Here is a 19,279-nt window from a genome sequence, read left to right as displayed (position 1 = left end):
CTTTTGGCGTTGTTTTTGGCTTGTTTTCGCCGTATGGTCCGCAACGATTTGCGTTCACACTCAGGGCACTGAGTGATGGCGGAACTTGCCCCTGAATATTGTCGGCCCCCCAAAGGGGGACCGGCAGAATTGGAGTGATGATGGTAGACAAGAACATGAAATTCCTGGTCGTCGACGATTTTCCGACGATGCGCCGCATTGTGCGAAACCTGCTCAAGGAGCTGGGTTTCTCCAATGTCGACGAAGCGGAAGACGGTGTGGCGGCGCTGGCCAAGCTGCGCGGCGGTAGCTTTGAATTCGTAGTGTCCGACTGGAACATGCCGAACATGGACGGCCTGACGATGCTCCAGACGATCCGTGCCGACCCGAACCTGGCCAAGCTGCCGGTGCTGATGGTCACGGCCGAAGCCAAGAAGGAAAACATCATCGCCGCCGCCCAGGCTGGTGCGAGCGGGTATGTGGTCAAGCCGTTCACGGCCGCGACCCTCGATGAGAAGCTGGGCAAGATCTTCGAAAAAATGGAAAAAACGGGGGCCTGAACGTGACCCACGAGTCGAGCACTGAATGGCCGGCTGAGCCGGGCGGCGCTTACGTGACCGGCGAGGCCGATCCGGCGGAGCGCATGCTGATGCGCATCGGGCAGTTGACGCGCATGCTGCGCGACAATCTGCGCGAACTCGGTCTGGACAAGCAACTGGAGCAGGCGGCGGAGGCGATTCCCGATGCCCGCGACCGTCTGAACTACGTCGCGACCATGACGGAACAGGCGGCCGTGCGGGCGCTGACGGCCATCGAACTGGCCAAGCCCATTCAGGACCGTCTCGAAGCGGACGCCAATGCGCTCGACGCGCGCTGGGCCAAGTGGTTCGACCAGCCGCTGGAACTCGAAGACGCGCGTCAGCTCGTCACCGAGACCCGCACCTACCTGCGTCGCGTGCCGGACGACACCCGCGCGACCAACAACCATCTGATGGAAATCATGATGGCGCAGGACTTCCAGGATCTGACCGGGCAGGTCATTAAGAAGATCATGGAAGTGGTGCAGGAGATCGAGAGCCATCTGCTCCAGACGCTGCTCGAGAACATGCCGCCCGAGAAGCGCAAGGAAGCCGAAGACTCGCTGCTCAACGGGCCGCAGGTCAAAAAGGAAGGCCGCACCGACATCGTGGCCGATCAGGGACAGGTCGACGACCTGCTCGCCAGCCTCGGTTTCTGACCCCGCCGCCAGCCGCGCCCCGGCTGGCGGAATCGCGCTTGCGCGAAATACCGCCCAATCCCGCCTCTATTCCCCCCTTTGTGACTTGACGGTTACGGCCATAATCGGTCGCGATAGGGTGGGTTCGTCCGCCCGCTGTGGATAGGGCATGGCTGAGGAAAGCGATCTCGAAAAGTCGGAATCACCCACTCCCCGGCGTCTGGAGAAGGCGCGCGAGGAAGGGCAGGTCGCGCGTTCGCGCGAGCTTTCGACGTTCGCCCTGCTGGCCGCCGGTGTCGCCGGGATGTGGATGACGGCCGACCGTATCTCGCAGGGATTCGCCCAGTTGATGCGCCACGGCATGCAGTTCGAGCCGGGCACGGCGATGGACACGCGCCGCATGCTGTCGTACGCAGCGCACTCGGGCGCGGACGCCCTCATGGTCATCGCACCGCTCTTCGTCGCCCTCGTGATCGCGGCCATCGTCGCACCGATGGCGCTGGGCGGCTGGCTGTTCACCACCAAATCGCTCGCCCCCAACTTCGGCCGCCTGAACCCGCTCAAGGGGCTGGGCCGCATGTTCTCGACGCAGGGGCTGGTCGAGCTGGTCAAGGCCGTGGCCAAGACCGTGCTCGTGGGCGGCGTGGCGTACTGGGCTATCGCCCGCGACAAAGAAGCCGTGATGGGCCTCATGACGCAGTCGCCGCGCGTGGCGCTGCCGTACGTCGGCGAGATGATCGTGGTGTGCTGCGCGTTTATCGTGGCGTCGCTGCTGCTGGTGGCGGCCATCGATATCCCGTTCCAGCTGTGGCAGCACTACAAGAAGCTGCGCATGACCAAAGAGGAAGTGCGTCAGGAAAACAAGGAAACCGAGGGCGATCCACACGTCAAGGCACAGATCCGTCAGTTGCAGCGTCAGGCTGCACGCCGTCGCATGATGCAGGACGTGCCCAAGGCCGACGTGATCGTGACGAACCCGACGCACTTTGCAGTCGCCCTCGAATACAAGGACAACATGCGCGCGCCGCGTGTGCTCGCCAAGGGCACCGATCTGGTCGCGCAGCGTATCCGTGAGATGGGGGCAGAGCACCGCATCCCGATCCTCGAAGCCCCGCCGCTGGCCCGTGCGCTGCATCGTCACGTGGAAATCGGTCACGAAATCCCGGCCACGCTGTACACGGCCGTGGCCGAAGTGCTGGCGTGGGTCTTCCAGCTTCGCCGCTGGCGTACCGAGGGGGGCATCGAGCCGCTGACCCCGTCGGATCTGCCCGTGCCGACTGAGCTCGACGCGCCCCGGCGCCTCGGGTCGAAACGAGTGTAACGAATGAACCTCAACCCTCGCGCGAACCAGCTATTGCGTGCGTCGCAACTGCTCCTCGGCGGCAACTTGAAGTCGCTCGCCGCGCCGGTGCTGATCATCATGATTCTGGGCATGATGATCCTCCCGCTGCCGCCGTTCATCCTGGATCTGTTGTTCACGTTCAACATCGCCCTCGCGGTGATGGTGCTGCTGGTGTCCATGTACACGCAGAAGCCGCTCGACTTCGCGGCATTCCCGAGCGTGCTGCTGTTCTCCACGCTGCTGCGTCTGTCGCTGAACGTGGCGTCCACGCGTGTGGTGCTGCTCGAAGGCCACACTGGCCCGGACGCTGCCGGTAAGGTGATCGAGGCGTTCGGTCACTTCCTGGTGGGTGGCAACTACGCCGTCGGTATCGTGGTGTTCATCATCCTCGTGGTCATCAACTTCATGGTGATTACGAAGGGCGCGGGGCGTATCGCGGAAGTGGGCGCACGCTTTACCCTGGACGCCATGCCGGGTAAGCAGATGGCCATCGACGCCGACCTGAACGCCGGTCTGATCGGGGAAGAGGAAGCGCGCACCCGTCGTAAGGTGATTGCGCAGGAAGCCGACTTCTACGGCTCGATGGACGGTGCGTCCAAGTTCGTGCGCGGCGACGCGGTCGCTGGCCTGTTGATCATGCTGATCAACATCATCGGCGGGCTGATCGTCGGCGTGGTCCAGCACAATCTGGATCTCGCGACCGCCGCCAAGAACTACACGCTGCTGACCATTGGTGACGGTCTCGTCGCGCAGATCCCGGCGCTGGTGATCTCGACGGCCGCCGGTGTGGTGGTGTCGCGTGTGGCCACCGACGAAGACGTCGGCCAGCAGGTCGTCTCGCAACTCTTCAACAACCCGCAGGTGCTGGGCATCACGGCCGCGATTCTGGGCTTGATGGGCCTGATCCCGGGCATGCCGCACTTCGCCTTCCTGCTGCTCGCGCTGGGTCTCGGCGCACTGGCCCGCTGGCAGTTCCGCAAGGCAGCTGCCGCCAAGGTGCAGGCAACGCGTCCGACGCCGGTCGCGGCGACCGCAGCGCCCGAAGTGGCGGAAGCGTCCTGGGACGACGTGGCGCTGGTCGATCCGCTGGGGCTGGAAGTCGGCTATCGCCTGATCCCGCTCGTCGACCGCAATCAGGACGGCGAACTGCTCAAGCGTATTAAGGGCATCCGCAAGAAGTTCGCGCAGGAGATCGGTTTCCTGGCGCCGGTGGTGCACATCCGCGACAACCTGGAACTGCGTCCGAATCAGTACCGCATCACGCTTAAGGGCGTGATCATCGGCGAAGGCGAAGCGTACCCGGGCCAACTGCTGGCCATCGATCCGGGGCAGGTCAGTGCACCGCTGCAAGGCACGCCGACGCGCGATCCGGCCTTCGGTCTGCCCGCCACGTGGATCGACGTCGGCCAGCGCGATCAGGCACAGGCGTACGGCTACACCGTGGTCGATGCCGGTACGGTCGTGGCGACCCACCTGAATCACCTGATTAACGCGCACGCCCACGAATTGCTGGGACGTCAGGAAGTGCAGCAGCTTATCGAGCGCATCGGCAAGGACGCGCCGAAGCTCATCGAAGACCTGGTGCCGAAGACCATCGCGCTCACCACGTTGCAGAAGGTGTTGCAGAACCTGCTCGAAGAGCAGGTGCCGATTCGCGACATGCGTACCATCATCGATACCATCGCCGAGCATGGCGCACGCGTGCAGGATCCGTACGACCTCACGGCGCTGGTGCGCCTGTCGCTGGGTCGCGCGATCACGCAGAGCGTGTTCCCGGGCAGTGGCGATCTGGAAGTCGTGGGGCTCGACGCCAATCTCGAACGAATTCTCACGCAGGCGTTGTCGGCCGGCGGCGGCACCGGTCTGGAGCCGGGCCTCGCCGATACGCTGTTGCGTGAAACCCAGGCAGCCGTGACGCGTCAGGAGCGTCAGGGTCTGCCGTCGGTATTGTTGGTTCAACATCCGCTGCGTTCGCTGCTCTCGCGCTTCCTGCGCCGCAGCCTGCCGCAGCTCAAGGTTTTGTCGTATGCGGAAGTGCCAGACACCCGTAACGTGAAAATGACGGCACTCATCGGAGGTCAAGCGTGAAGATTCGGAAATTCTTTGCGGGCACGTGCCGCGACGCACTGCGCCAGATTCGCGAGGAAATCGGACCCGACGCGGTCGTATTGTCCAATCGCTCGGTCGCCAACGGCGTCGAGATCGTGGCGTTGGCGGAAGAGGATCTGGACGCGCTCGCGGGTGGCGACATGCCGACGCATCGGCCACGTCCCCGACCTGCCGCACCGGCCCCGGCACCCCTGGCGAGTCCTGCCACCGCCGCGAACGACATCGCCGCGACCAGCGCCTTCGCGCAGTCGATGATGGGCGAGTTGCAAAGCATGCGCGGGTTGCTCGAAGAGCAGGTCGCAGGTCTTGTGTGGAACGACAAGCAACGTCGTTCCCCGGCACAGGGCGAGATTCTGCGCACGTTGCTCGCGGCGGGCTTCTCGGCGCAGCTCGGCCGGGCGTTGCTGGAGCATCTGCCGGAAGGTAGCGACCGCGAGAGCGGTCTGGACTGGGTGAAGAACGCGCTCAAGCGCAATCTGCCCATCATGCCGAACGAAGACGAATTGATGGATCGCGGCGGCGTGTATGCGCTCATGGGGCCGACTGGCGTGGGCAAGACCACGACCACGGCCAAGCTCGCGGCGCGTTGCGTGATGCGTCACGGCGCGGAGAAGCTCGCACTGCTTACGACCGACAGTTATCGTATCGGCGGCCATGAGCAGCTGCGCATCTACGGCAAGATTCTGGGCGTGACGGTGCATGCGGTGAAGGACGCGACGGATCTGCGTCTGGCGCTGACCGAACTGCGCAACAAGCACATGGTGCTGATCGACACGGTCGGCATGAGCCAGCGTGACCGCACGGTGCCGGAGCAGGTGGCGATGCTGTGCGGGGCGGAGACGCCGGTGCAGCGTCTGCTGTTGCTCAATGCCACGAGCCACGGCGACACGCTCAACGAAGTGGTGCACGCCTATCGCAGCGCGAGCGCCGAGGGCGGTGGCGACCTCGCCGGGTGTATTCTGACGAAACTCGACGAGACGACCAACCTGGGTTCGGTGCTCGACACGGTGATTCGTCACCGTCTGCCGGTGCATTACGTCTCGACGGGGCAGCGCGTACCGGAGAACCTGCACGTGGCGGACCGACAGTTCCTTATCGATACGGCGCTGTCTGCGCCGGTGACGGGTTCGCCGTTCGTGCCGTCCGAGGAAGATTTGCCGGCAGTGGTGCGCGGGGTCGATCCCAACTACAGCGGGCTGTTTGCGCCCGCACAACCTTCAGGCGAGGCCTGCTTTGGTTAAACTCGTACTCGATCAAGCTGAGGGGCTGCGCCGACTGGTGGCGCGCCATACCACGCGCATCGTCGCGGTGGTAGGAAGTGCGCCTGAAGCCGGTCAGACGAGTGTTGCGTTGAATCTGGCCAGCGCGCTGGCTCATCACGGTCAGGATGTCGTGCTGGCCGACGAGAGCGGCCATGCAGCGCCGGCGCTCGGTCTGCCGTTGCGAGGCGACATCCACGATGTGCTGGCGGGGCGCGTTTCGCCCGACGCGGTGCGTGTGCAAACGCGCGACAACGTGGTGCTGGTGCCGGTGGCGCATCGGCATCCCGAGCGCATCGATCCGCAGCGTGCGCTGCCGGTGCTGACCCTTGGCGAGCCGGACGTCGTGATCGTCGACTGTACGCACGCCGGTGGCGTGCTGAGTCCGTTGGCAGCGCATGCGCACGACGTGCTGGTGGTGCTCGGGTGTGTACCGGCGTCGATTACGGGCGCGTACTCGTGGATTAAGCAGGCGCATTACGAATATGCGCTGGCGCAGTTCCGGGTGTTGGTGAACCGGGCGGAGGATATGGAGGCACGCGTCGTGTGCCGCAATCTGGCCACGACGGCGAGTCGTTATCTGGCGGTGTCGCTGGAGTTGGCCGGGCATGTGCCGTCGGACCGTCAGGTCATGCGGGCGCGGCAATTGACGCGCACTGTGGTCGATGCGTTTCCGATGGCGCCGGCGGCGGTGGCTTACCGTCAGTTGGCCGCGCAGGTGATGCATTGGCCGTTGGCCATTCGGGACACGGGACCGGCGGCGTTGGGTGCCGGGATCGGTCAGGTGGGCGATTGCGGCGGCGATCGCGGTGCCGAGATGACGCATGGCGTGGGCGCGGTGAGCGCGCACACGGCCTGAGCGTCACGGCACGCGTCGAGAGGAAGCGGAGGGAAACATGTATACCGCGCGCGGGAAGGTCGACACGAACGACACGCTGACCCAATACGCGCCGTTGGTGCGCCGCCTGGCGCTGCAATTGATGGCGAAGCTGCCGGCGAGCGTTGAATTGGAAGATCTGATTCAGGCTGGCATGCTGGGGCTGCTCGATGCGGCGAACCGGTATCAGGAGACGCAGGGCGCGCAGTTCGAAACGTACGCGAGCCAGCGCATTCGCGGGGCGATGCTTGACGAGTTGCGCGAGCTGGACTGGGCATCGCGCGGCATTCGCAAGACGGCGCGCGAGATCGAGAAAGCGGTGCAGCGACTGGAGCAGCGGCTGGGACGGGGTCCGTCCGAAAGCGAGATTGCGGGCGAGATGTCGATCGGGCTGACCGAGTATCAGCAGATGCTGCAGGACGTGCACGGCTGCCAGCTGATCTATTACGAAGATTTCGAATCGGCGGACGAAGAGCCGTTCATCGACCGCATTTGCGCGGACCCGGGTGCGGATCCGTTGACGATGCTGCTTGATGAAGGTTTGCGCGGCGGCGTGGTGGACGCCATCGACCGTCTGCCGGAGCGCGAGAAGTTGCTGATGAGTCTTTACTACGAGCAGGGTCTGAACCTGCGCGAAATCGGCGCCGTGCTCGAAGTCAGCGAGTCACGTGTGTGTCAGTTGCACAGCCAGGCGATCTCGCGCTTGCGCGCGACGCTGCGTGAGAAGGCTTGGACTTCGGCGAATTAAGGCGCTTTGTGTATTGAAAGGGTGCTCTCGACAGATTCGACGATCTGCTCGGGAGTCGCCATAGCGGCGGGGCCAAAATCCCCGCCCGCTAACCACTTCTCTCTCGGCGGTATCACGCCAACATCCCAAGACTTAAGCAGCTCAAGTTGCTTTTCCGTTAGCGGGTGCTCCCACATATATTTGTTCATCGAGGGAGCCACCAGTAATGGTTTTGACTTCACTTGCCACGCCCGGTACGTGGTTGTCAGCAGATTGTCGCAAATGCCGGATACCAGCTTCCCCAGGGTGTTGGCCGTCAACGGGGCGATGACGAAGAGATCCGCCCAGTTTCTCAGCGTGATGTGCAGGATCTGATCGCCGCGCTGGCGCCATGTATACCAATCGTCGTCATCGGTGTGAACGTCAGTCATTCGTCTTGCCGTGGCGAGATCGAAAAATGCTAGCGACGGCGTGGAGGCCACGACTTGGACGTCATACGTCAACGCTAGCAACTCGACGAGTTGGATCGTATCTTTCGCACCGATGTTGCCAGTCGTGCCCAGAAGGATTCGCCTTTGCATCACCTCGCCCTCCTGTTCTTATGAGCTTTGTACAAACCATACAGGCTGATCGACGCCCAGAAGCCTTCGATCAGCATCGAGGCTGGATTCGGGTGGTAGATCAGCGAGTAAACAATCATTAGCGATCCAGCCAGATTGAATGCCGAATATTTGTACGATGTCGTGCTGAGCGTCCCGTGCAGATTTAGAAAGTAGGCAATGACTACGGTCAGCGCACCCGCAATGCCAATGACGTCGGAGGCATTTATTGATGTCATGTCAGATGGGGGCCGCGATTTTCTTTTCGAACGGAGAAACTGACCCGGCCGTCAGTTGGATCGCATCGGTCCATCCACGCGAAGCGTGAATCGTGACGTTTGCGCTGTCCGATAGTTCGTTTTGAATGATCAGGTCACATCGAATGGGTTCTAACGACTCGAAAAAGTCGTCGACAATCGACCAACAGGCCTGTTCGAGTGTCATCGCGAGTCCTGCGTATCTGGAGAGGTATTCCTGAAACGAAAAGAACTCGACGAGTTGTCTGCGCGGGTGATATCTGAATTTCAGCCGAGCGACATTCTGTTCAGATGGATGAAGATGTTCATTCGTGCGAAATGCGGGTACATCGAAGGTGACTTCGTAGGCGCGCATACGGGCCTGTTGCCTAATGACGTTCGGAATGACGACGAATTCGTGATCAACGTTCATAGTGCCTCCGATCAAGTCCAATAGCGTTGAGGGATTGGCGAGTTTGCCCTCAACCGAGAGGTGTTGAACGGACGATATGGTGTGGATCGATTCGTGTTTGCCGTGGCACGCTTCGCCGGAGGGGGGCCTCGTGAGTCGTCGGGTCCGACCGCCGAAGCATGTTTTCGGACGGTGCCTAAGCTGGGGAACGAAGTTGGAGAGTGCCGCGTGTGCGGGTGCACAGCCAGGCGATCTTCGCGCTTGCGCGCAACGCTGCGTGAGAAGGCTTGGACTTCGGCGCGTTGAACGGTAGCAAGGCTCGAAAGAATCCCTCGAATGCGTTTGGCTTCGAGGGATTTTCTATTGCCCGAGGATCCGTCGGCAGATTTTTCGGACAATGGCTGCTTGAATGAATGGTGCCGATTTTGCCACCATTCCGGAATGGACACGAATCACTACACTTACTACCTGGCTTGGTCGTCGGAAGATGGCGAGCATGTCGGTCGATGCGCAGAATTCCCCGCCTTATCCTGGCTGAGTGCAACCCCGGACGAGGCGCTGGAGGGTATTCGGAAGACGGTCTGCGAAGTCGTCGACGATATGCGGACGAACGGTGAAGCGGTCCCGGAAGCGCGCCAGAGTTAAGCCGTAACACTCCCCCCGCTAGAACGCGGGGTGGTGCGGCCGTCGGGGCCGTAGAGGGGAGTGTTGTTGCCCGGGCCGTAGAGGACGTTCAGCGCTTGCTGGGTGTACGTCAGGCGGGTATTGATGAGCAGGCCGTTCGTGTCGTTCGCGCGCTTGGCCTCGGCGGCAGCCGCAAGCAGTGCCTTCCACGCCGTGTCGACCTTGGGATCGGCTGCTGCTGCTGCCGTCGCGCCTGCTTCGTCAGGCGAGTAGCCCAACGCTTTCAACTGCGCATCGCGCTCACGACCGAGAGCGGACAGTTCCGCCACGGCGCGCGTCTTGCGTTCGGTCAGATCCGGCAACGCGTCGAGCGTGCCGTTGACCAATGCCTGCTGTTCTTCCCCGAGCAATGTCGAAAACGTGCCGATAGCGGCCGTTTCAGCAGTCAGGGCGTTCAGCAGGGCATCGGTGGTCATGACTTCGATTGCGCAGAGAGCAAATCGCGTGCGGTCGAGATCAGACCGTCCGCAATCTTGGAGGTATCAATAGCCAACTGGCCGTTAGCGATCGCCGCCTTGATCTGCTCGACCTTCGCGACGTCGATGTCGGCCGTGCCGCTGGCTGCCAGTTTTTCCTGCAAGGCACGCATCTCCGACGACAAGGCGCTCGTGCTCACGCTGGCACCGCCAGTGCTCGCAGCAGGTGCCGCCGCAGCGTCGCTATTCACAGCGCCGGCCGTCGTCCGATCCGTCGTCGCCTTGCTCGCGCCGACACCAGTCAGCGGATTGGCGGGTGGTTCGATTTTCATGTGCTTTCCCCAGAAACCTGCCTGTGTAACGGCATTATCCGCCATAACTTTAGGCAAGTAACATCCTGTTACCAGTTCAAGTGCCCGGGTGATTTCAGCGAATACTTAACGTAAGTAAGCGATTACTTCCATCGCTTTCTTCCTGTTTCTTACAGTGCAACTTCGACTTCGACGTTGCCATTTTTTCCTGACTTCACGGTGCCGCTGACGACTTGTCCGGCACGCGTGCGCACCTGCACGGGATCGCCCGCGCTGGCACGTGAGAGCACCTGACCTTCCGTGCTCACTTCAAAACCCGAACCCCGCGAGACCACGCGCACGGTTTGTCCCTGCTGGACGGCAATCGCACTGCGCAGCAGGTCGGAGCGGATCGGCAGCCCCGAGGTAATCCGGTTCACGGCCACCGTGCCGACGATCTGACCGGCATCGGTCGCGACCGTGCGCGGCAACAGCGTGAGATCGCCCTGACGCGGCGACAGATCCGTCGGCCCGATGGTCTCGCCCGGATTGATCTGGCGTGCGGCGACGAAATACGTGGCGTTGATGCTCACGCGCGCTTGCAGATACAGCGTCCACGGACGCTCCCCCGCACACCGCACGCCCACACTGGTCGTGCCCCAAAGGCGCGCACCCGGCGGCAGGAACGGCTCAAGTGCCGCGCACGCAGGCATGCGGTCCGAGACCGATTCGCCCACGGTGATGTTGACCTGACCGGGCAAGCCGGTGGTCTGCTCACGCAGGAAGCGCTCGGCGGTCTGCCGGATCACCTGCGTGTTCTGGAATTGGGATGCCTGAGGTTGCGGCTGGGGTTGCACAGGCGCAGCCGTCGCAACCGGGGCCTGCTGCGTATAAACGGGCGCGTTCGCCGTGGCAGTCGCGGGACGCACCATGTTCGGCACGTTGGACGCGACACCGCCTGCAGCGGCATTGTTGCCGGGGATGACGATGGCGCTCGGGCCGAGCGTATTGCCGAGGTTCTGGGCGGCAGGGTCGGTGGCGACGCCGGGGTTCGCACCCGTGGCAGCCTGCACGGACGTCACGAGTCCAGCCATGCTTACGGTCGCGAGCATCGCGGCCATCAAGCCACGTCGCACACTCGTAAGTATTTGAAAGTCCGGGGACATTTTTGCGGACGAGCGCTGGCCGGGCCGCTGCACGCCAAACGTGCGCGGGGCATTGGCGAATGGGTCGCCGAATTTGCCTGCCATGCTCACTCTCCTTGCTTGAACGGCTTTCGCGTTGCGAAGCCGACGACACCGGGCAGTGTCCCTGTGCCTGGGGGGCGAACCCCGCCCGATGCCGTCAGGAAGCCATTCTAGAGATGTCGCGTCACGGGGCATGGCTCGAAATGGCGGTCAATCTCCTTCCTATTCCTCCGATTGAATCCCGGGGGGTACGCATACGATGCGAAGCATGCCAAAAGGTCCCTATTTTTTCCGGACCGGGCAGGGCACCCCGTCTGCGCACCGCGCGATGGCCGCCAGTCAGCGCAGCAAACGACTGAGCAGGCCCAGCAGCCAGAACGTGCAGCACGGGCAAGTTTCTTGAGCATTACCCAAGTACCCAGCATCAAGGCAAGCATCGGGCGAGACGAGATCATGGACAAACTGGACGCGGCATTGCGATTCTCCCAGCAGGCGCTGGCTATGCGCGCCTACCGTCAGGAGGTGATCTCGTCGAATATCGCCAACGCGGATACGCCGGGGTACAAGTCGCGCGACGTCGATTTCAATAACGCGTTGAATCAGGCCGTCGAGCGTGGCGCGCAGCAGCAGCTCGCTACCGAGTCGAGCGTATCGCTCTCGCGCACGTCCTCGCGCCACATCGCCGGTCGCGGTGTGACGACGGCACCGCCGATGGGCGGCCCGGAGCTGCTCTACCGCGTGCCGTATCAGCAAAGCGTCGACGGTAACACCGTCGAACTCGATGCCGAGCGTGTGAACTTCGCCGACAACGCCGTGCATTATCAGACGGGCCTCACGGTCCTGAGCAGCCAGATCAAGACGATGCTGGCCGCCATCACCAGTCAAGGGTAAGCGCCATGCCACTCATGAGCATCTTCGACGTTGCCGGTTCGGCCATGACTGCGCAGTCGCAGCGCATGAACGTGACGGCCAGCAACCTGGCCAACGCCGAATCGGTGACCGGCCCGGACGGTCAGCCGTACCGCGCCAAGCAGGTCGTGTTTCAGGTCAATCCGGTCACGGGCACCGATGTCGGCGGTGTGAAGGTCGCCGGTGTGGTGGAAGACCCGTCGCCGCTCAAGACGGTGTACGACCCGAAGAACCCGGCCGCGAACGCACAGGGCTACGTCACCATGCCCAACGTGAATCCGGTGGAAGAGATGGTCAACATGATCTCCGCTTCCCGCTCGTACCAAGCCAACGTCGAAGCGCTCAACACCGCCAAGACACTCATGCTCAAAACCCTCACGGTCGGCCAGTAAGGGGCCGCGCGGAGACCAGAAGAAATGGCCAGCATCAATACGTCGAACGCCGCGAACTTTTCGCAGAACTTCCTCGACTCGATCAACGGCACTGCCAACAGCAGCAGCTCGAAGTCGTCGGCGGGCAGCGCGGACGATCTGCAAAACAGCTTCCTGAAGTTGCTCGTCGCTCAGATGAACAACCAGGACCCGCTCAATCCGATGGACAACTCGCAGGTCACGTCGCAGCTCGCGCAGATCAGCACGGTCTCGGGCATCACGCAGCTCAACACCACCCTGTCGTCGGTGACCTCGCAACTGAATTCGACCCAGAGCCTGCAAGCCGCGGCACTGGTCGGCAAGGGCGTGCTGATCCCGGGCACCAACATCGGTGTGGGCAGCACCAAGGCCGACGACGGCACCGTCACCAAGACGGCCACGCCGTTCGGCTTCGAACTGCCGAGCGACGCCGACACCGTCAAGATCGAGATCAAGGACAGCACCGGCAAGACGATCCGCACCGTCAACGCGGGCGCGCTCGACGCGGGCGTGCAAGCCCTGACGTGGGACGCCAAGGATGATTCGGGCACGGACGTGGCAGACGGCAAGTACACCCTGAGCGTGACGGCGACCGCCAACGGCAAGGCCGTGACGCCGACGCTGCTCTCGTACGCGCAGGTGCAAAGCGTTGTCGCCAGCACGACCGGTTCGCCGCTGCTCAACGTGGGTACGGGCTCGAACATCAAGCTCTCCGACGTTCGCGAAATTCTCTGATCCGTAGCTCTGATTCGTAAGCGCTTAACTCTTTTCGAACCGTATTCGTCGCGATACCCGTCGTCGACAACCGAATTTCAGGAGTAACACCATGGCCTTTTCGACCGGATTGAGCGGCCTGAACGCCGCCTCCAAGGACCTGGACGTCATCGGCAACAACGTTGCCAACGCGGCCACCGTCGGCTTCAAGCAGGGTCAGGCACAGTTCGCCGACATCTACGCCAACTCGCTGTTCGGCGCAGGCAACAACACCGTCGGTATCGGTACGCGTGTGGCCGCCATCGCGCAGCAGTTCACGCAGGGCGACATCACGGTCACGAACCGTCAGCTCGATCTGGCGATCTCCGGCAACGGCTTCTTCCGCGTGTCGAACAACGGCACCATCGCCTACACGCGTAACGGCCAGTTCTCGCTCGACAAGAACGGTTACATCGTCGACTCGAACGGCGATCACCTGACCGGCTATCTGGCAGGCCCGAACGGCATCATCAACAGCGTCTCGCCGGTCGATCTGCAGATCCCGACGGGCGATCTGGCCCCGACGGCCTCCAAGAAGATCACGGGTCAGTTCAACCTCGACTCGCGCAGCGCCGTGAACACCACGCCGTTCTCGATCACCGACCCGAACTCGTACACCAACGCCACGTCGCTCAAGGTCTACGACTCGCTGGGCAATTCGCACGACGTCAACCTGTACTTCAAGAAGACGAGCGTCGATGCCACGACCAACAATGCCACGTGGACCGTATACGCTTCGGTCGACGGCACGACGCAAGTCGGCGCTGGCCCGATCGGCACGCTGACGTTCAACTCGTCGGGCAGCCTCGTCTCGCAAACGGATTCGACCGGCGCGGCCGTGACCGGTCCGATCACGCTGCCGACGATCACCTACGGCAACGGCGCGGCGCAGGGCAACCTCACGCTGAACCTGACCGGCACCACGCAGTTCGGTAACAGCTACACGCCGAACACGCTGACGCAAGACGGTTATTCGTCGGGTCGTCTGACCGGCTTCACGTTCAACGCGGACGGCACCATCGTCGGTACGTACTCGAACACGCAATCGATGGTGCTCGGCCAGGTCGCACTCGCGAACTTCAACAACGTGAACGGCCTGATCCCGCTGGGTAACAACCTCTGGTCGGAATCGGCAGCTTCGGGCATCCCCATCGTCGGCGTGCCGGGCGGTACGAACCTCGGCAAGCTGCAAGCCGGTGCCGTCGAAGCGTCGAACGTCGACCTGACGGCCGAACTGGTCCACATGATCACCGCGCAACGCAACTATCAGGCGAACGCGCAGACGATCAAGACGGAAGACCAGTTGATGCAAACGATGGTCAACCTGTAAGACACGGAGCGGCGCGTATGCGTAACTTGCAGGAGGGGCGTCGATGGATCGTCTGATCTATATCGCCATGACCGGCGCAAAGCAGGCGATGGAGCAGCAGTCGACCACCGCCAACAATCTGGCGAACGTCTCGACGCCGGGCTTTCGTGCCCAGCTCTCGGCGTTTCGCCAGGCGCCGGTGCGCGGGGCCGACGGTTCGACCGGCACGCGCACGTTCGTGACGACGTCCACGCCGGGCACCGACTTCACGCCCGGCGCCATGCAGCAGACGGGCCGTGCGCTCGACGTGGCCATTCAGGGGCAGGGCTGGCTGGCGGTGCGCGACGCGCAGGGCCGCGAAGCCTACACCCGTGGCGGCAACCTCGAAATGACGGCCGACGGCCAGATCACGTTGCATGGCCTGCCGGTCATGACCGACGCCGGTCCGGCCGCCGTGCCGCCGGGCGCTGCCGTGACCGTGGGCACCGACGGCACGATCTCGGCATTGGGGCAGGGCGATCCGCCTAACTCCATCGCCGTGATGGGCCAGTTGAAGCTGGTCAACCCGCCCGAGGGCAACCTCGTGCGTGGTGACGACGGACTGTTCCGCATGGGCAATAACGCACCGGCGCAGGTCGATCCGAATGTCGTGGTGGTCGCAGGCTCGATCGAGACCAGCAACGTCAATCCGGTCAGCGGTCTGGTGAACATGATTTCGCAGTCGCGGGCCTTCGAGATGCAGATGAAGATGCTGCAGACGGCCGACACCAACGAACAATCCGCCAACCAGTTGCTGAACTTCAGCTAACGGACGGCCAGTCGCCAGACGACGCCAGCCACCGTACACGGGGAGAAACATCAAATGATCCGTTCGCTCTACATCGCTGCCACCGGCATGAACGCCCAGCAGACGAACATGGACGTGATTTCGAACAACCTCGCCAACACCAGCACGAACGGCTTCAAGAAAGGCCGCGCGGTGTTCGAGGATCTGCTGTATCAGACGATCCGCCAGCCGGGTGCTCAGTCGTCGCAGCAGACGCTGCTGCCCTCGGGCCTGCAACTGGGCACGGGTGTGCGTCCGGCCGCGACCGAGCGCATCTTCACGCAGGGCAACCTGACGTCGACGGCGAACGCGAAGGACGTGGCCATCAACGGCGACGGCTTCTTCCAGGTGCTCATGCCGGACGGCACGACCGCCTACACGCGCGACGGCTCGTTCCAGGTCGATAACAACGGCCAGCTCGTGACGGCTTCGGGCTACCCGATCCAACCGGCGATCACGATCCCGGCCAACGCACTGTCGCTGACCATCGCGCGCGACGGTACGGTCTCGGTCACGCAGCCGGGCAACACGGCCAACGTGCAGATCGGTACGTTCCAGCTCGCCACGTTCATCAACAACGCTGGCCTGCAAAGCATGGGTGAGAACCTGTACGCCGAGACGGCCGCCTCGGGCGCACCGAACGTCGCACAGCCGGGCACCAACGGCGCGGGCGTGCTCAACCAGAACTACGTCGAAACGTCGAACGTGAACGTGGTGGAAGAGCTCGTGAACATGATTTCGGCGCAGCGCGCCTATGAAATCAACTCGAAGGCCGTGACGGCATCGGATCAGATGCTGCAACGTCTGACGCAGATGTAATCGGGGCGACAGCCGCCGAACGTACTCAGCACTTAGGAAATGAACGTCGATATGTCCGCAAGCACGACCGCATCTCAACGCAAGCCACGCAGCGCGGGCCTCGCTCGGTTCCTCGCGCTCGCGGCTGCCGTGGCGTTGACCGGTCTGGCGGGCTGCGCCTACGTGCCGCAGGAGCCGGTCGTCACCGGACCGACGACCACGCGTCCGCCGCCTCCGCCCGTGTCTGCCGACCCGGAAGGTTCGATCTACCGTCCGCTGTACTCGAACCGGCCGCTCTTCGAAGATCGTCGTCCGCGCAACGTTGGTGACATTCTCACGATCGTCATCAACGAAAACACGGCGGCGAGCAAGAACTCCGCCGCGAACACCACGCGCGCGGGCAGTGGCAATCTGACGCTGAACCAGACGCCGGGCGTGATCGGCGGCGTGCTCAATAATCAGGCACTGGACGCAAGCGGCGCGAACAAGTTCGACGCCAAGGGCGCGGCCAACGCCAACAACGTGTTCTCGGGGCAGATCACCGTCACCGTGATGGACGTGCTCTCCAACGGCAACCTCGCGGTCGCTGGTGAGAAGCAGATCGCGATCAACCAGGGCACGGAGTACATCAAGTTTTCGGGCATCGTCAGCCCGCAGACCATTTCGGGCGCGAACACCGTGCCTTCGACGCAGGTGGCCGATGCGCGCATCGAATACCGTGGCAAGGGCTACATCAACGAAGCCGAAACCATGGGCTGGCTGCAGCGCTTCTTCCTTAACGTTTCGCCCTTCTGATGTCGATCATGTCGTTCCTGTCGCGCCGCGCGCCTAACACCGGCTCAACCGGCTCCTTCGGCCCCATCCGCCAACTTCGTCGCACCGCCTCCGCGCTGGCTGTGGCTGCGGCGATGAGCGTCGCGGGCGGCGCTGTGCTGCTTGCGCCGGGCGTGGCCCACGCCGAGCGTCTCAAGGAACTGGCGTCGATTCAGGGTGTGCGCGACAACCAACTGATCGGCTACGGTCTCGTGGCCGGTCTCGACAACTCGGGCGACCAGACGACCCAGACGCCGTTCACCGTGCAGAGTATGACCAACATGCTCTCGCAGCTGGGCATCACGGTCGCACCGGGCACCAACATGCAGTTGAAGAACGTGGCCGCGGTGATGGTGACGGCCACGCTGCCGGCGTTCACGCGTCCCGGTCAGGCCATCGACGTGGTGGTCTCGTCGATGGGTAACGCCAAGAGTCTGCGCGGCGGCACGCTGCTGATGACCCCGCTCAAGGGGCCGGACGGTCAGGTCTACGCGCTGGCGCAGGGCAACCTGCTGATCGGCGGCGCGGGCGCGGCTGCCAACGGATCGAGCGTGACCATCAACCAACTGGCCTCGGGCCGGATTCCGAGCGGCGCCATCGTCGAGCGCGCCGTGCCGACCGCCATGGGCGGTCAGCCGGGCACCGTGCAGATGGAGTTGAACGCCACCGACTTCTCGACCGCGCAGCGCGTGGTCGACGCCGTGAACCGGCGCTTTGGCTACGGCACCGCCCAGGCGCTCGACGGTCGCGTGATTCTGCTGCGCACGCCGACCGACCCGTCCTCGCGCGTGCAATTCCTCGCGCAGCTCGAAAGCCTGGAAGTGCGCCCGGACAACACGGCCGCACGCGTCATCATCAACGCCCGTACGGGGTCGGTGGTGATGAACCAGAACGTGACGATCCAGCAATGCGCGGTCGCGCACGGCAACCTGTCGGTCGTCATCGACACGCAAAACAATGTGAGCCAACCGGCGCCGTTCTCGGGCGGTCAGACGGTCGTGGCCCCGAATTCGCAAATCTCCGTTCAACAGGAGAACAACGCGCTCAAGATGGTGAAAGCGGGCGCCAACCTCGCCGACGTCGTCAAGGCGCTGAACTCGCTGGGTGCGAGTCCGGCAGACCTGATGTCGATTCTGCAGGCCATGAAGGCCTCGGGCGCCCTGCGCGCCGACCTGGAGATCATCTGATATGGCCGACAGCAATCGTCTCACGGGGGCTGCGAGCGCCCCTCTGCCCGACCTGACGCAGCGCGCGTCCTACGAAATGCAGGGCCTCTCGGCATTGCGCGCCGCCGCCCATCAGCAAACGCCGCAGGCCACGCAGCAGGCGGCCAAGCAGTTCGAAGCCGTCTTCACGCAGATGATGGTCAAGAGCATGCGCGACGCCACCATGTCCGGCGGCCTGCTCGGCAGCGATCAGGAAAAGATGTTCAACGGCATGCTGGACGACCAGCTCGCCCAGCAACTGGCGTCCAACAAAGGCATCGGGCTGGCCGATCTTATGCTCAAGCAACTGGCCAAGACCGGCACCACGCTGCCGCCGGCGGCCATGGGCCGTCAGCAGCCGCTGGCCGGACGTGCGTATAACTCGGCAGACGCCATCGGTGTGGCCGACAACGCCCCGGCCGTCGCAGGCGAATTCGTCGACCGGATGGCCACGGCCGCCCAGAACGCCAGCGCCAACAGCGGCATTCCGGCGCGCTTCATGCTGAGTCAGGCGGCGCTCGAGTCGGGCTGGGGCAAGCGCGAGATCCGCCGGGCGGACGGCAGCACGAGCCACAACGTATTCGGCATCAAGGCGGGCAAGAACTGGAACGGCCCGACCGTGGAAGTGGCGACGACCGAGTACGTGAACGGCCAGCCGCGCAAGGTGATGGCCAAATTCCGCGCCTACGGCTCGTACGACGAGGCTTTCGCCGATTACGCCAAGCTGATTTCGAACAATCCGCGCTATTCGTCGGTGGTCGCGAGCGCCAATGATGCCGCGAGCTTTGCCAACAATCTGCAACGCGCCGGTTACGCGACCGATCCGCAGTACGCCAGCAAGCTCATGAAAGTGATGAAGCACTTCACCTGACGTCGCGGGATTCCTGAGATTCAAGCGAGTCCGGGCCTCAATTTTGTCGCCG

General features: G+C 63.3%; 21 protein-coding genes and 1 pseudogene. 16 read left to right on the top strand and 6 right to left on the bottom strand.

All coding sequences use genetic code 11. The features are described from left to right. Positions 1-140: 140 nt before the first annotated feature. The 7 genes and pseudogenes from cheY (at position 141) to PCO31010_RS07235 (ending at position 7,530) form a co-directional block, all read left to right on the top strand. Complete coding sequence (gene cheY, locus PCO31010_RS07265; protein ID WP_039401766.1) at positions 141-539, top strand: chemotaxis response regulator CheY; 399 nt, start codon at positions 141-143, stop codon at positions 537-539. Positions 540-592: 53 nt separating this feature from the next. After that, positions 593-1,216, top strand: a complete 624-nt coding sequence (gene cheZ / locus PCO31010_RS07260; RefSeq protein ID WP_281350031.1) for a protein phosphatase CheZ — start codon at positions 593-595, stop codon at positions 1,214-1,216. A gap of 148 nt (positions 1,217-1,364) precedes the next feature. Next, a complete protein-coding gene (flhB, locus tag PCO31010_RS07255; RefSeq protein ID WP_150663680.1) occupies positions 1,365-2,516 on the top strand; it encodes a flagellar biosynthesis protein FlhB in 1,152 nt (383 codons plus the stop codon). A 3-nt stretch (positions 2,517-2,519) separates the two neighbouring features. Then, positions 2,520-4,625 carry a flagellar biosynthesis protein FlhA gene (gene flhA, locus PCO31010_RS07250; protein ID WP_150578067.1) on the top strand — a complete coding sequence of 702 codons (2,106 nt, stop codon included), beginning with the start codon at positions 2,520-2,522 and terminating at the stop codon, positions 4,623-4,625. Between the two features lie 20 nt (positions 4,626-4,645). Next, positions 4,646-5,887 (top strand): annotated as a pseudogene (gene flhF, locus PCO31010_RS07245) (flagellar biosynthesis GTPase FlhF); the annotation flags it as partial. Continuing rightward, positions 5,880-6,764, top strand: coding sequence for a MinD/ParA family ATP-binding protein (locus tag PCO31010_RS07240; RefSeq protein WP_150663678.1), 885 nt, complete (start codon positions 5,880-5,882; stop codon positions 6,762-6,764). The pseudogene flhF and the gene PCO31010_RS07240, both read left to right, overlap by 8 nt. Positions 6,765-6,801: 37 nt before the next feature. Continuing rightward, positions 6,802-7,530, top strand: coding sequence for an RNA polymerase sigma factor FliA (locus PCO31010_RS07235; protein WP_150663677.1), 729 nt, complete (start codon positions 6,802-6,804; stop codon positions 7,528-7,530). On the opposite strand, the gene PCO31010_RS07230 is transcribed toward PCO31010_RS07235, so the two are convergent. The 6 genes from PCO31010_RS07230 to flgA all read right to left on the bottom strand — a co-directional run bounded on the left by PCO31010_RS07230 (position 7,527) and on the right by flgA (position 11,396). Then, positions 7,527-8,090 carry a flavoprotein gene (locus tag PCO31010_RS07230; RefSeq protein WP_150663676.1) on the bottom strand — a complete coding sequence of 188 codons (564 nt, stop codon included), beginning with the start codon at positions 8,088-8,090 and terminating at the stop codon, positions 7,527-7,529. The two genes, PCO31010_RS07235 and PCO31010_RS07230, sit on opposite strands and share 4 nt — an antisense overlap. Continuing rightward, the gene (locus tag PCO31010_RS27180; RefSeq protein WP_425495004.1) at positions 8,090-8,347 is read right to left on the bottom strand and encodes a CBU_0592 family membrane protein; all 258 of its coding nucleotides are present in this window, start codon (positions 8,345-8,347) and stop codon (positions 8,090-8,092) included. The genes PCO31010_RS07230 and PCO31010_RS27180 overlap by 1 nt, the downstream gene beginning before the upstream one ends. A gap of 1 nt (position 8,348) precedes the next feature. Further along, on the bottom strand, positions 8,349-8,777 hold the full coding sequence (locus PCO31010_RS07225; RefSeq protein WP_150663675.1) for a hypothetical protein: 429 nt from the start codon (positions 8,775-8,777) through the stop codon (positions 8,349-8,351). A 620-nt stretch (positions 8,778-9,397) separates the two neighbouring features. Continuing rightward, positions 9,398-9,856, bottom strand: coding sequence for a flagella synthesis protein FlgN (locus PCO31010_RS07220; RefSeq protein WP_150663674.1), 459 nt, complete (start codon positions 9,854-9,856; stop codon positions 9,398-9,400). Continuing rightward, positions 9,853-10,188 carry a flagellar biosynthesis anti-sigma factor FlgM gene (gene flgM / locus PCO31010_RS07215; protein WP_150663673.1) on the bottom strand — a complete coding sequence of 112 codons (336 nt, stop codon included), beginning with the start codon at positions 10,186-10,188 and terminating at the stop codon, positions 9,853-9,855. Before flgM ends, PCO31010_RS07220 begins: the two co-directional genes overlap by 4 nt. Positions 10,189-10,337: 149 nt before the next feature. Beyond that, positions 10,338-11,396: a flagellar basal body P-ring formation chaperone FlgA gene (gene flgA, locus PCO31010_RS07210; protein ID WP_174984479.1), complete on the bottom strand. Its 1,059-nt coding sequence runs from the start codon at positions 11,394-11,396 to the stop codon at positions 10,338-10,340. A 387-nt stretch (positions 11,397-11,783) separates the two neighbouring features. Here flgA and flgB point away from each other — a divergent pair, with 387 nt between their 5' ends. The 9 genes from flgB to flgJ all read left to right on the top strand — a co-directional run bounded on the left by flgB (position 11,784) and on the right by flgJ (position 19,227). Further along, positions 11,784-12,224 carry a flagellar basal body rod protein FlgB gene (gene flgB / locus PCO31010_RS07205; RefSeq protein WP_150578058.1) on the top strand — a complete coding sequence of 147 codons (441 nt, stop codon included), beginning with the start codon at positions 11,784-11,786 and terminating at the stop codon, positions 12,222-12,224. A gap of 5 nt (positions 12,225-12,229) precedes the next feature. Further along, positions 12,230-12,634, top strand: a complete 405-nt coding sequence (gene flgC / locus PCO31010_RS07200) for a flagellar basal body rod protein FlgC (protein WP_039394038.1) — start codon at positions 12,230-12,232, stop codon at positions 12,632-12,634. A 24-nt stretch (positions 12,635-12,658) separates the two neighbouring features. Next, the gene (gene flgD, locus PCO31010_RS07195; protein WP_150663671.1) at positions 12,659-13,387 is read left to right on the top strand and encodes a flagellar hook assembly protein FlgD; all 729 of its coding nucleotides are present in this window, start codon (positions 12,659-12,661) and stop codon (positions 13,385-13,387) included. A gap of 91 nt (positions 13,388-13,478) precedes the next feature. Further along, positions 13,479-14,735, top strand: a complete 1,257-nt coding sequence (flgE, locus tag PCO31010_RS07190; RefSeq protein ID WP_150663670.1) for a flagellar hook protein FlgE — start codon at positions 13,479-13,481, stop codon at positions 14,733-14,735. 43 nt (positions 14,736-14,778) lie between these two features. Continuing rightward, positions 14,779-15,522, top strand: coding sequence for a flagellar basal body rod protein FlgF (locus tag PCO31010_RS07185; protein ID WP_046290182.1), 744 nt, complete (start codon positions 14,779-14,781; stop codon positions 15,520-15,522). 54 nt (positions 15,523-15,576) lie between these two features. Beyond that, positions 15,577-16,359, top strand: coding sequence for a flagellar basal-body rod protein FlgG (flgG, locus tag PCO31010_RS07180; RefSeq protein WP_039394029.1), 783 nt, complete (start codon positions 15,577-15,579; stop codon positions 16,357-16,359). 51 nt (positions 16,360-16,410) lie between these two features. Next, the gene (locus PCO31010_RS07175) at positions 16,411-17,133 is read left to right on the top strand and encodes a flagellar basal body L-ring protein FlgH (protein ID WP_217426147.1); all 723 of its coding nucleotides are present in this window, start codon (positions 16,411-16,413) and stop codon (positions 17,131-17,133) included. A gap of 113 nt (positions 17,134-17,246) precedes the next feature. Beyond that, positions 17,247-18,338, top strand: a complete 1,092-nt coding sequence (locus PCO31010_RS07170; protein ID WP_052253141.1) for a flagellar basal body P-ring protein FlgI — start codon at positions 17,247-17,249, stop codon at positions 18,336-18,338. A gap of 1 nt (position 18,339) precedes the next feature. After that, a complete protein-coding gene (flgJ, locus tag PCO31010_RS07165) occupies positions 18,340-19,227 on the top strand; it encodes a flagellar assembly peptidoglycan hydrolase FlgJ (protein WP_150663668.1) in 888 nt (295 codons plus the stop codon). Positions 19,228-19,279 lie beyond the last annotated feature (52 nt).

It is taken from the genome of Pandoraea commovens, assembly GCF_902459615.1.
Lineage (GTDB): Bacteria > Pseudomonadota > Gammaproteobacteria > Burkholderiales > Burkholderiaceae > Pandoraea > Pandoraea commovens.
The sequence above is the reverse complement of the archived record's forward strand: the minus strand, read 5'-3'. Positions and strand labels throughout refer to the sequence as shown.

Bases quoted from the DNA above. Each gene is read 5' to 3' on its own strand.
- cheY (WP_039401766.1), top strand. From the start codon at position 141: ATGGTAGACAAGAACATGAAATTCCTGGTCGTCGACGATTTTCCGACG.
- flhB (WP_150663680.1), top strand. From the start codon at position 1,365: ATGGCTGAGGAAAGCGATCTCGAAAAGTCGGAATCACCCACTCCCCGG.
- flhA (WP_150578067.1), top strand. From the start codon at position 2,520: ATGAACCTCAACCCTCGCGCGAACCAGCTATTGCGTGCGTCGCAACTG.
- PCO31010_RS07235 (WP_150663677.1), top strand. From the start codon at position 6,802: ATGTATACCGCGCGCGGGAAGGTCGACACGAACGACACGCTGACCCAA.
- PCO31010_RS07230 (WP_150663676.1), bottom strand. From the start codon at position 8,090: ATGCAAAGGCGAATCCTTCTGGGCACGACTGGCAACATCGGTGCGAAA.
- PCO31010_RS27180 (WP_425495004.1), bottom strand. From the start codon at position 8,347: ATGACATCAATAAATGCCTCCGACGTCATTGGCATTGCGGGTGCGCTG.
- PCO31010_RS07225 (WP_150663675.1), bottom strand. From the start codon at position 8,777: ATGAACGTTGATCACGAATTCGTCGTCATTCCGAACGTCATTAGGCAA.
- PCO31010_RS07220 (WP_150663674.1), bottom strand. From the start codon at position 9,856: ATGACCACCGATGCCCTGCTGAACGCCCTGACTGCTGAAACGGCCGCT.
- flgM (WP_150663673.1), bottom strand. From the start codon at position 10,188: ATGAAAATCGAACCACCCGCCAATCCGCTGACTGGTGTCGGCGCGAGC.
- flgA (WP_174984479.1), bottom strand. From the start codon at position 11,396: ATGGCAGGCAAATTCGGCGACCCATTCGCCAATGCCCCGCGCACGTTT.
- flgC (WP_039394038.1), top strand. From the start codon at position 12,230: ATGCCACTCATGAGCATCTTCGACGTTGCCGGTTCGGCCATGACTGCG.
- flgD (WP_150663671.1), top strand. From the start codon at position 12,659: ATGGCCAGCATCAATACGTCGAACGCCGCGAACTTTTCGCAGAACTTC.
- flgE (WP_150663670.1), top strand. From the start codon at position 13,479: ATGGCCTTTTCGACCGGATTGAGCGGCCTGAACGCCGCCTCCAAGGAC.
- PCO31010_RS07185 (WP_046290182.1), top strand. From the start codon at position 14,779: ATGGATCGTCTGATCTATATCGCCATGACCGGCGCAAAGCAGGCGATG.
- flgG (WP_039394029.1), top strand. From the start codon at position 15,577: ATGATCCGTTCGCTCTACATCGCTGCCACCGGCATGAACGCCCAGCAG.
- PCO31010_RS07175 (WP_217426147.1), top strand. From the start codon at position 16,411: ATGTCCGCAAGCACGACCGCATCTCAACGCAAGCCACGCAGCGCGGGC.
- PCO31010_RS07170 (WP_052253141.1), top strand. From the start codon at position 17,247: ATGAGCGTCGCGGGCGGCGCTGTGCTGCTTGCGCCGGGCGTGGCCCAC.
- flgJ (WP_150663668.1), top strand. From the start codon at position 18,340: ATGGCCGACAGCAATCGTCTCACGGGGGCTGCGAGCGCCCCTCTGCCC.